This is a genomic window from Paenibacillus sp. J14, assembly GCF_000518465.1.
GTDB lineage: Bacteria > Bacillota > Bacilli > Paenibacillales > Paenibacillaceae > Fontibacillus > Fontibacillus barengoltzii.
The window spans coordinates 1-11,012 of record NZ_JADQ01000090.1; the positions used below are offsets into that span (position 1 = coordinate 1).

Here is an 11,012-nt window from a genome sequence, read left to right on the forward strand (position 1 = left end):
GCCCCTAGAGGAAGTGCCTCTTGCATGGTATACTGTTCTGTAGTAGTCGTCAGATTACGCATAAAAACCGTCCTTTTCTAGAGTGTTGTGTGGTAACTCCATTCTACAGGAAAAGACGGTTTTTTTGCTCCTTTTTTTAACATTCAACAAAAACGGGGCGTCCGGCGGTCAGTTTTCACTGACTTTCTGGACAGCCCCTTCTTCTGCATGAACAGCCATAGGAGGTTTACAGCTTTACTTCATGCACAGCGGGAATGGCAGCGAGATGAACAAGCGCGTCCGCTCCGGCCAGCGCACTGTAGCATTCGCCAAGCTGCTCCAGATCGGCGATCAATGTCGGACAGACCGGGTCTTCTAATGGACGGATGTCTACGTTCAGCACGTCATATCCGTGTTCGACGAATTCGCGTACCACATAGCGTCCTAACATCCCGCTTCCCCCGGTAACTACGACTTTGGCCATGGCTGCTTGGACTCCTTTTTAGTTGAGAATCTCTTCGATTCGTGTCAACACGTCTTCGCTCAGCTTGATGCCGGAAGCTTTGGCGTTCTCGATCACCTGCTCCGGACGGCTGGCGCCAACCAGTGCACTGGCCACGTTGTTTTGACGTAAAATCCAAGCCAGGGCCAGGTTACCTACCGTGATTCCAAGTTCAGCAGCAATTCCCTCAAGTTGCTTCACCTTGGCAATGTTCTCTTCCGTAATTCCTTTGCGGACCCATTCCAGCTTAGCTGCACGGCTGTCCTGCGGAATATCATTTGCCGATGTATATTTACCGGTGAGCAGACCTTGAGCCAGCGGGGAGAACACTACTTGGCCGATGCCGTGGCGTTCGCTGACCGGAATAACTTCCTTCTCGATATAACGATTAAACATGTTATATACCGGCTGGTTCACAACGATGCGATCCAGCAGGTAACGATCCGCCAAGCCCACGGCTTCCGCAATTTGCGAAGCTTGCCATTCGCTGACGCCAGCGTACAGGATTTTACCTTGGCGAATCAGGTCATCGATCGTGCGCAGCGTTTCGTAAAGCGGTGTTTCCGGATCGTGACGGTGGCAATAAAAGATATCAATATAGTCATGGCCAAGACGCTTCAGGCTGGCATGAACTTGCTCCATCACGTGCTTGCGCGACAAGCCGCGATCGTTAGGTCCGTCCCCCATCGGCCAGAACGCTTTCGTAGCGAGTACGTAGGATTCCCGCGGATAAGCTTTCAGCGCTTTGCCTACCAGCTCTTCGGCAGCTCCTCTTTCATATACATTGGCGGTGTCAAAGAAGTTGATCCCTAGATCGTAGGCGGTTTTGATCGATTTCTCCGCATTTTCACGTTCGACATACCCGCCGTAAGTCAGCCAGCTTCCCAAGCTGATTTCACTGACTTTGAGGCCGCTTCCGCCTAGTCTTCTATATTCCATGTTTCGTCATCCTCCTTGAGCATTTGAATTGTAACCATTTTCATTCTATAAAAGTTCATATACAATTGAAAGAAGTGAAAACCCCTTCACTAAATTATATCCATGTTACTTACTATACAAAGTATAGTTTCCTATATCGAATCTATAGGATCTGAGATAGCATCATGAATCCATCATACGAAACCATCGATTTCAGGGGAGGATATACCGAATGAACAGCATCCGTAAAGCAAGCAATTACATTCCGAAAACACCGGAGCATATCGAATGCAATATCGAAAAAACGTTGGACGTCCTTGGTGGAAAATGGGCGTTTCTGGTGATTCGCGAGCTGTTTGGGGGGACGCTTCGTTTCGGGGAGCTGCAGCGCCGTATCCCGCAAGTGAGCCCGCGGGCGTTAACCAGTACGTTGCGTCATCTGGAGGAGAAGGGCGTACTGGAGCGGACGGTGTATCCTACCGTTCCCGTGACAGTCGAATATACACTTACGCCGAAGGGGATGGATTTGCATGTGATCTGTCATGAGATGAAGGTTTGGGCTGCGCGGTGGACCTAATGGAACAGGGAAGGGGGTCCATGCTTAAACTGATCGGCAGAAGTATCCGTGACTTCCGCAAGTATTCCGGTAAGCTGCTGCTGTTTCAACTGCTATATATGCTGGCTACGAGCGTCTTTGTCCTGCCGGTGACGACGTTTCTGTTCAACCGCGTTCTCCGGGTCGTCGGCTCTGGTTCCCTGTTGAACGGGGAGGTGTACCGGCTCGGGTTGAGCTATAAAGGTGTGGCAGGACTGATTCTCATCGGGCTCGTTGCCTCTTTTACCCTGCTAATTGAATTGTTGGTCCTCATCGTGCTGATTCAGCAACGCTTTTTTGGCAAATCGATTCCCATTTCTGACGCCGTGTTGACCGTGCTGCATAAAATGCCCAAGCTGTTCGGGTTTGGCGTATTCCAGCTGCTGTTGTTGTTGCTGCTCTTGATTCCGTTTGTAGACTCGCCGTTGTCGGCTTCGTTTTACGCGTTGTTTAACGTGCCGATCTTCTTGAACAATCAAGTGCTGGATGCTTCATTCACGATGACCGTAGCTTATCTCATGCTGATCGCAGGGCTGCTGTATACTTTGCTCCGCTGGATTTTTGTCCTGCATTGCATCGTGCTCGAGGATATGAACCTCCGGCAGGCGGTTCGCCAAAGTCATCAGTTGACACAAGGTCGGCGGTGGCGGCTGTTTGGAACGCTGCTTCTATTCAACTGCATGGTGGTGGGTGTCACCTCTGCGCTAGTAACTGCGCTAGGGCACATTCCTTCCTGGCTGGACCTGGATGTGCTTGCGCTGGTGTCCCAGCACTATTCCCTGACCGTTTCGACGGTACTGGCTTATCTGCTGGAGCTTCTGTTGCTGCCCATCAACCTGTTCGTGCTGACGAGGCTTTATTATGCGTTGGGCCGCTTAAAATGGATTCGGCCAAAGGATCAGCTGCAAGTGCGCCGCAGCCGAATCGGTCGTCTGGAGGACCAGATCATCGATTGGTGGAAGGGGCTAAAGTGGAAAAGGATGGCGTACGTCCTGAGCGCCGCCCTTTATATATCCCTTGCGTTGCTGATCGGTCTGCGGGCAAACGAGAGCCTCGTCTACGCAAAATGGAACGTGCAGATCGCAGTCCATCGCGGAGATACGTCGAACGCTCCGGAAAATTCGCTGCCTGCCCTGATCTCGGCAATTGACAAAGGCTTTCAGGTTGTGGAGTTGGATGTGCAGTTGACCAAGGATGGCGTCGCCGTGTTAAACCACGATTCTGACCTGCGGCGGATGACTGGCTTGAAGAAGCGGGTCGCGGATATGAACTTCAATGAAGTGCAGCAACTGTACATCGGGATGGATGCGAACGGTTATCCGATACATATTCCCTCGTTATCCAGCGTGCTCGCTGAGGCGCAAGGGCGCATTAAGCTGTTGCTGGACCTGAAGCCTAACGGCGCGCCGAGTGAAGCGCTGGCGGAGGAGGTTGTCCGCCTCATCAAGGAAGCGGGAGTCGAGGAAGAGGTAAGGGTGCAATCCTTCGACGGCGAAGTGCTTGGCCGCATCCGTGAATTGGCTCCCGAGATCAAGATCGGGCGCATTCTGTTCTTCGCTCTTGGAGATCTATCGGTGCTCGACGTTGACTTCTATACGATCGAGCAGGTGATGTTAACCGATTTTCTCGTGGACCAGGCCCATGCCGACGGCCGCGAGGTTTGGGTGTGGACCGTCAATTCCCGAAGGGATATGAAGGAAGTGCTCAAATATCCGATCGACGGCATCATCACCGATTATCCGGAGACCGCCCAGTCGATGGTAGAGGTGGATTTGTGAACTGAATAGATCAGAACCCAAAAAGCGCCATCCCGTTGAAGGGATGACGCTTTTGATTTCATGCTGACTGGCCAAGTATGGAATTCTTCTACTCTTCTCCCGTTGCGATCGGGTTCTCAGGGTAAGAGATCCAGTCGCTCCAGCTGCCGGCGTACAGCTTGACCTGCGGGTAGCCGAGCCGGTAGAGGGCGAGCACGTTCGGGCAAGCGCTCACGCCGGAGCCGCAGTAGACGATGGCTTCGCGGCCTTCGTCGAGTGCGGCGATGACCGGCGCCAGCTGCTCGCGCAGCTCGCCCTCGCTTTTCCAGGAGCCGCTGTCATCCAGCACTTGCTTCCAGAACCGGTTGATGGCCCCGGGAATGTGGCCGGCTTTGGCATCGAGCGGCTCCTGGCGTCCGGCGTAGCGATCCGCGGCGCGCGAGTCCACCAGCAGGACGCCGGGATCGCTGAGCGCCCGGCGGATGTCCCGGACCTCGGCCAGCAGGTGCGGCCGGGGGGAGGGGGTGAACGCGGCGGGGACGATGGTCCGCCGCTCCGAAGTCACGGGATAGCCGCCGGCTTGCCAGGCGGCGAACCCCTCGTCCATGACGTAAACCTCGTCATGGCCCAACCAGCGCAGCAGCCACCATAGGCGGGAGGCGTTCATGCCTCCCTGGTCGTCGTAGGCGACCACCCTGGTGGCGTTGCCGATGCCGGCGCGGGCGAAGCGCGCGGCTAACTCGTCCGGGGCGGGCAACGGGTGTCGCCCGCCATGCGTGGTGACCGGTGCCGACAGATCCTGCTCCAGATCGAGATAGACGGCACCGGGAATATGCGCAGCGTCATAAGCCGCGCGCCCGGCCTCCGGCTGGCCCAGCTCAAAGCGGCAATCGACGATCACGAGATCCGGTTCATACATTCTAGCTAACAGCCAACGTTTGGATACGATTGGTTCCATAAGGCATACACATCCTCTGCACACATCATATGGAACCATTATAAGCTTAAAACTTAGATCAGGCGATATCCGCTAGGCAATGTTCCGCTGGTGCGAATTTGCCGAACTTGTTCTACCGTGAGCCGTTGGTTGGTCGCAATGAGAGACTCTACGTCTTCGCCGCCGATCAGATCATCTAAGTCATTCAGGCGCCGGCTGCCGCGGAGGATCCGGAAGTTCCCTCTAAAGCGGGGCCGCGTAAAGAGTACAAGCGTTGCGTTAGGATTGGAAGAAACGAAGCGCAGGCTCTCGATTCCGTCCAAAATAGCATCGGTGTTACGGATGCCGAGGTTCCCGGTATAGACACGGCTTCTTCCCGTCAGATTTTCCTCGGAATAAACCGTCAGCCGGGGGGAAGTTTGAGAGATGTGAACCAGCTTTTTCATAGAAAGCTCCTCCTTATCTTTTTTGGCGATAGATTGGGGCTGCTTCTAATAGATCTTAAGGGTCTATGAATATTGCATATTACTCTATTCTTTTTAGTGTTGAGGGGTGTAGATAAAAGTAACCCCCGGCAGCCCGATTCTATAAAATTCAGGCCAAAAGAGGAGAAGGCTATGGATAGACAGGTGCGGAGGAACAAGCTTGAAACACAGCTATTTTTCGATTGAGGAACCGCCATAACTTAGCTATAATGAAGTGGTTTGCAGCCCGAAAGGGTGACAAAATTTGATAAGAAAGCTGGGACCTTAACACAAATGCATACCAACACGAAGTCCATGGGGAAATACGAAATCCTCTACGTGATAGGCATTATCGCCATCTCGTTTTCTTCAATCTTCATCCGCTGGTCTAATGCCGAAGTGTCGGTGATTGCCATGTACCGGATGTATATCACGAACATCTTGATGCTGCCGCTGCTGTGGCGCTATCGGGGAGAAATTGTGCAACTAACGGGCAAGCAATGGGGGCGTCTTATGTTTTCGGGGCTGATGCTGGGGTTGCATTTCTTGCTTTGGATGGGCTCCCTGCGCTTGACGACGGTCGCAAGCTCCACGGTCCTCCTGACCTTGGAGCCGATCATCGTGATGTTTGGATCGTTCTTCTTATTTGGGGCAAAAATCAATAAAGCGATGATCCTCGGCATTACGCTGGCATGCATCGGTTCGATTGCGATCGGCTCAGGAGATTTTGCCTTATCCGGTAAGGCGGTGAAGGGAGATTTGCTCTCCCTGCTCGGGACAATTGCGGTCGCGATTCATATTCTGGTCGGCAAGCAACTGCTGCAGACAATCAGTGCGTTTGTTTATAACTTCCTCGTGTTTGCCGTGGCAGGAACGTCGATGGCGGTATACAATGCAGCTGCCGGCATCCGGTTTACCGGCTATGAGCCGCGGGAATGGGGCATTTTCCTCCTGCTGGCGATCGTCCCTACGTTATTTGGCCATTACCTGTTCAACTGGCTGATGAAATACCTCAGCGCTTCGGCGGTGTCGATGGCCGTTCTCGGCGAGCCGGTATTTGCCTCTCTGCTGGCGTGGTTGCTGCTGAAGGAAAGCTTAACTCCGCTGCAGCTGTCAGCAGGCGTGCTCATCTTGTGCGGGGTATGGATCTTTATTCGCTATGGCAAAGAAACGCCTGCCGTAACTATGGAAAATCCAGTCTTACCGACAGGGCAGGAAGGGAAGGCAAGTTAAGGTCGGGCGAAGGGACATAAGAACAAAGGGACGAACCCGGAGAAAGCTCGCTTGGTTAACGTCCCTTGGGGTTATTTTTTTAGTTCAAAAAATTGACATTCGCGGCGCGGATGATAGGACAACTCGTCCACACCCGCCTGCGTGATAATGGTGTCCTCGGTGAATCGGATAATCATGCTGCCGTTGTCGATCATATGATCGTCGCGGAATACGCGAATGCGCAGCTTCCGGTCCAACGCTTCCTGAAAGTCCTGATCGGTAAACAGTTCTCTGAGAGTAGGCATCGTACGATATCTCCTTCGGTTACTAGATGGGCGGATCGGCGGATCGTAAAGAATGACTCCTGTTATTGTACCTGGAAGCCTGCTGGTTGAAAAGGGAACCTCTCCGACGCGGGAGATGTGGAGATAACAGAGAGGCATATGTGCAGTAGATACAGAAGTGCAGAAAAGTAGAGATTTCTCCTCTCTCGGCCGGCGCTTTTGCATGATTATCCCGTTCGTTCAGAATAGAGTGATTTGAAGCTAAACCCAGGTTCTGCTCCCTTATCGAAAGGGATAATGACGTAAAGGGCGTGCAGACAGACATATTGCGCGTTTCCACACCCCACACGTTTCGAAAAAAGTCGATCAGGAATTTTACCTCCTGATCGACTTTTGTTAGGTTTGCGGCAAATCCGGTACAGCCCAGCGCAGGATTAAGCCAGCGTGGGTTAAGCCACTGCCAAAGCCGTACACCAGCACGCGATCGCCATATTTCAAGCGGCCTTTGTCAACGCCAGTCTGGAGTGCCAGCGGGATGGAGGCAGAAGACGTATTCCCCATGTCCTGCACGCTTTGCAGGGTTTTGGCCAGGGGGAGATCCGCTTTCTCGCAGATCGATTCGATCATGCGCAGGTTGGCACTGTGCGGCACAAACCAGTCGATGTCCTCGCGAGCCAGACCCGCCTGCTCCAGCAGTTGCTCGATCCCGGCGGTCACGGTGCGGACGGCCCATTTGAACACCTCGCGGCCGTTTTGCACGATTTTGCCTTTCCCTTCAAGGGGCTCTCCGTTCATTTGATCCGACAACCCGGTGCGATACACATGGATGCCGCCGGAACCGTTCGTTCCTAGAATAAACGATTCGAATCCTGGCCATTCGTCTTCCGCCTCAGGGGTTGCCTCGACCAGCACGGCCCCGGCTCCATCCCCGAATAGGATGCAGGTGCTGCGGTCGGTGTAGTCGGTAATTTTGGACATCGTTTCCCCGGCCACGACCAGAATTTTGCGATGCAGGCCAGCGCTGATCATGCCGTTCGCCAAATGAAGTGCATAAGCGAACCCGGCGCAGGTTGCGTTCAAATCAATCGCCCCTGCCTGTTCCATGCCAAAATGCTCCTGAATCCGGCAAGACACGGTCGGAAACGAATAATCCGGCGTTGTCGTTGAGGTGATGATGAAGTCGACGTCGTCCAGCGAAGTCTTGTATGTCTTACGAAGCCGTTCTACCGCCTGAATGCTCAGATGGGAGGTGAATTCATTCTCCGCAGTAATATGTCGTTCTTTAATTCCCGTGCGCTGCACAATCCACTCGTCGCTCGTATCCACGAGCTGCTCCAAATCCGCATTGGTCAGGATTTTGTCCGGAACATAGGTACCGATTGCGGTAATGCGGGCCTTGGATTGCGGTGTTTGTACGGTCATCGAAATCACTCCTTTGTCGTGAAGGTTATATTTTTATGATCTGGTATTAGTACCTGGTGATAAATTGAGTATATCATGTTTTCAATTTCAAGCAACTGTGACTTGAATGCTATAATGGTTCAGTGGAAAGGAGTGTTCGATCGAACTTATGAAGACATTGGTGTTAGCCGAGAAGCCCTCGGTTGCCAGAGAGATCGCGCGAGTGATCGGCAGCCGAGATAAGCATAAAAGCCATTTTGAGGGACCTCAATATGTGGTGACCTGGGCATTAGGCCATCTGGTGGGGCTGGCCGAGCCGGAGGATTATGATAAGAAATACGCGACGTGGGCCCTGGAGGACTTGCCGATTTTGCCGGATAAAATGAAGCTTAAGGTACTGCGCGAAACCAGCCACCAGTTTAAGACGGTGCAGCAATTGATGCGCCGTCAGGACATCGGCGAGTTGATTGTGGCGACGGACGCCGCCCGCGAAGGGGAGCTGCTTGCCCGCTGGATCATGGATATGGCCAAGTGGAACAAGCCGTTTAAGCGGTTATGGATTTCGTCGCAAACGGACAAAGCGATCAAGGAAGGGTTCGCGTCGCTGAAGCCGGGCAAGCAATATGAACGCTTGTACCAATCGGCGCGCTGCCGGGCGGAAGCCGACTGGATGGTGGGACTGAACGTGACCCGGGCGCTGACCACCAAGTTTGGCGCTCCGCTCTCCGCGGGACGGGTACAGACGCCGACCCTTGGCATGATCATGCAGCGGGAGAACGAAATTCTTCGCTTCCGCTCAGAGGAGTATCATGTGCTGCGCGCGGACTTCGGCAAGTTCGAAGCGGTATGGCGCGGTGGGAACGGCGATGCGCGTATTTTTGATCAGGACAAGTTAAATGCGTTGAAGCAGAAACTGGAGGGCGCTTCCGGCCAAATCGTGAAGCTGGTGAAGCATGAAAAATCGGTGCCTCATCCGCTTGCTTACGATTTGACCGAGCTGCAACGGGATGCCAACCGGATTCTGGGCTTTTCGGCGAAGCAGACCTCCAACGTACTGCAGCGGCTTTATGAGCAGCATAAGCTGGTGACGTATCCACGGACGGATTCGCGGTATTTGACCTCAGATATGACAGGTACGCTCAAAGAGCGCCTGACGAGTGTCGCTGTTGGTCCTTACGCAAGTTTGGCGCGGCCGTTGCTGCGAGGTTCACTGCATCTGAGCAAGCGAGTGGTGGATGACAGCAAGGTCACCGATCACCATGCGATTATTCCTACGGAACAGACGGTGCTGTTGAACGCGCTAAATACGGATGAACGCAAGCTGTACGATTTAATCGTGCGGCGGTTTATCAGCTTGTTCTATCCTCCGGCAAGGTTTGATCAAGTTAGTGTGACAGTGCAAATTGCCGGGGAGACGCTGCATGCCAAGGGGACGACGATTAAGGATGCCGGATGGCGGGCAGTTTATGACGGGCAGGTCATGGAGGATGAAGAAGGCGGCGAGGACGATGCCGAGAGCGGCTCCGTGCTGCCGGAGCTGACGCAAGGTGAGGCCGTGAAGGTACAACGCTGCCGCGTGACGCCGGGGCGGACCCAGCCGCCGAAGCGCTACACGGAAGCCGCCCTGCTAACCCAGATGGAGAAGCATGGGCTGGGCACGCCAGCTACACGGGCGGACATTATTGAGAAGCTGATCAGCTCCGATACGATCGAGCGGCAAGGGAACTACCTGCACCCGACCGGCAAAGGGAAGCAGCTGATCGAGCTGGCACCGGCCGATTTGCGTACGCCGGAGCTGACAGCTCGCTGGGAAGCGGAGCTGGAGCGGATTGCACGAGGGCAAGGCCAGCCGGGACCGTTTTTAAGTGGAATCCGTGAGATGGCGACCAACCTCGTGCAAGGTGTAAAACACAGTCAAGCGACATATAAGCCGCATAACGTCTCCAACAGCCATTGCCCGGAATGCGGGACAAGGCTGCTTGAGAAGAAGACCGGGCGCGGCTTGATGCTGGTCTGCCCGAGCGAGGATTGCGGCTATCGCCGATCCGGCGAGAAGCGCCTGTCCAACCGTCGCTGTCCGCAATGCCACAAGAAGATGGAACTCAAAGAAGGCAAAGCCGGCAAGTATGTACAATGTCTGTCCTGCGGGATTACCGAAGTGTTGGGGAAAGACAAGGATAAGCATATGAGCAAGCGCGAGCAGCAACGCCTCGTGAAGCAGTATACACAGAAGCAGGAGTCCGGCGGCATCAATCTTGGAGAACTGCTGAAGGCAGCGTTGGAGAAGCAGAGCGACGATTAAGCTCGATCCCCAGATGACAGCAGCCTGGCGATGATGGCAGAGCCGGCTGATTAGGGCAGGGTCACGGCATGGAGGTGCGGCGCAGGCTTTGGCGGCATGCCATCACCCGATAACGCCGAATAAATCGGCAGCTTATTCGAGACGCTAAATAGCGGAGGTGATGAAGGTGCCGCATCATAAAGCGCGGAAGACCGAGAACCAGCAGAATAAGTCGAGCATTATGGAACCATCCATCGCGGCTAAACCCAAGAAACAGGCGGAAGTTGCGCCCAATCTGAACGGAATTTCAAAGAACGAATCTTGATATGGATGCGTCTGCAGCTCCCCGTTAGGGGAGCTTTCTTTTGTATGAGGCGTATGGGGATAGTGTAAAATCTCTGTGGGTGTAGGAATTGGAAAAAGCGGATATAGAAAAAGAGCTTCTCCCTTGGTAAAGTGATGTTTGACGCACAACACACCAAGAAGGAGGAAGCTCCTGTGAGCCACTTTACCACAANAATGCCGACGATGAAAGAGATTGAGCAATGGATTTTCCGGAAAATGCAGGAGGAATTCGCTCGTGCGATGAAGCAGGTACTGGAGGCGCTGGATCAGCAGATCCTGGAGCAACGGGACCGAGAGCGTTATCGAGTAAAGGACGAGCGTGAAACAAGCGTCAACA

General features: G+C 53.8%; 12 protein-coding genes. 6 read left to right on the forward strand and 6 right to left on the reverse strand.

Annotated features, from left to right (window positions below):
* Positions 1 to 226 precede the first annotated feature (226 nt).
* On the reverse strand, positions 227 to 463 hold the full coding sequence (locus M891_RS0121545) for an NAD-dependent epimerase/dehydratase family protein (RefSeq protein WP_028540223.1): 237 nt from the start codon (positions 461 to 463) through the stop codon (positions 227 to 229).
* An 18-nt stretch (positions 464 to 481) separates the two neighbouring features.
* Positions 482 to 1,420: an aldo/keto reductase family protein gene (locus M891_RS0121550; RefSeq protein WP_028540224.1), complete on the reverse strand. Its 939-nt coding sequence runs from the start codon at positions 1,418 to 1,420 to the stop codon at positions 482 to 484.
* A 211-nt stretch (positions 1,421 to 1,631) separates the two neighbouring features.
* Between M891_RS0121550 and M891_RS0121555 the strand changes: the two genes are divergently transcribed.
* Together M891_RS0121555 and M891_RS0121560 are read left to right on the forward strand one after the other, a co-directional pair.
* On the forward strand, positions 1,632 to 1,976 hold the full coding sequence (locus tag M891_RS0121555) for a winged helix-turn-helix transcriptional regulator (RefSeq protein WP_009224498.1): 345 nt from the start codon (positions 1,632 to 1,634) through the stop codon (positions 1,974 to 1,976).
* Between the two features lie 20 nt (positions 1,977 to 1,996).
* A complete protein-coding gene (locus M891_RS0121560) occupies positions 1,997 to 3,772 on the forward strand; it encodes a glycerophosphodiester phosphodiesterase (protein WP_028540225.1) in 1,776 nt (591 codons plus the stop codon).
* An 88-nt stretch (positions 3,773 to 3,860) separates the two neighbouring features.
* Here M891_RS0121560 and M891_RS0121565 read toward each other — a convergent pair whose 3' ends face one another.
* Together M891_RS0121565 and M891_RS0121570 are read right to left on the reverse strand one after the other, a co-directional pair.
* Entirely contained in the window at positions 3,861 to 4,709 is an 849-nt protein-coding gene (locus M891_RS0121565; RefSeq protein ID WP_016313470.1) for a sulfurtransferase, read from the reverse strand.
* A gap of 53 nt (positions 4,710 to 4,762) precedes the next feature.
* Positions 4,763 to 5,134: a hypothetical protein gene (locus M891_RS0121570; protein ID WP_016313469.1), complete on the reverse strand. Its 372-nt coding sequence runs from the start codon at positions 5,132 to 5,134 to the stop codon at positions 4,763 to 4,765.
* Between the two features lie 312 nt (positions 5,135 to 5,446).
* On the opposite strand from M891_RS0121570, the gene M891_RS24375 reads away from it, so the two are divergent.
* Positions 5,447 to 6,385: a DMT family transporter gene (locus tag M891_RS24375; RefSeq protein ID WP_036701426.1), complete on the forward strand. Its 939-nt coding sequence runs from the start codon at positions 5,447 to 5,449 to the stop codon at positions 6,383 to 6,385.
* Between the two features lie 71 nt (positions 6,386 to 6,456).
* Here the strand turns inward: M891_RS24375 and M891_RS0121580 are convergent, their stop codons facing one another.
* Positions 6,457 to 6,669: a hypothetical protein gene (locus tag M891_RS0121580; protein WP_016313467.1), complete on the reverse strand. Its 213-nt coding sequence runs from the start codon at positions 6,667 to 6,669 to the stop codon at positions 6,457 to 6,459.
* 375 nt (positions 6,670 to 7,044) lie between these two features.
* Positions 7,045 to 8,070: a ketoacyl-ACP synthase III gene (locus M891_RS0121585; RefSeq protein ID WP_028540226.1), complete on the reverse strand. Its 1,026-nt coding sequence runs from the start codon at positions 8,068 to 8,070 to the stop codon at positions 7,045 to 7,047.
* A gap of 148 nt (positions 8,071 to 8,218) precedes the next feature.
* Between M891_RS0121585 and M891_RS0121590 the strand changes: the two genes are divergently transcribed.
* From M891_RS0121590 to M891_RS25135, 3 genes are all read left to right on the forward strand, one after another.
* A complete protein-coding gene (locus M891_RS0121590) occupies positions 8,219 to 10,351 on the forward strand; it encodes a DNA topoisomerase III (RefSeq protein ID WP_028540227.1) in 2,133 nt (710 codons plus the stop codon).
* Positions 10,352 to 10,517: 166 nt separating this feature from the next.
* The gene (locus M891_RS25625; protein ID WP_164744170.1) at positions 10,518 to 10,655 is read left to right on the forward strand and encodes a hypothetical protein; all 138 of its coding nucleotides are present in this window, start codon (positions 10,518 to 10,520) and stop codon (positions 10,653 to 10,655) included.
* Between the two features lie 173 nt (positions 10,656 to 10,828).
* The coding region (locus M891_RS25135) for a UPF0236 family transposase-like protein (RefSeq protein WP_198032061.1) at positions 10,829 to 11,012 on the forward strand (184 nt) is incomplete at its 3' end.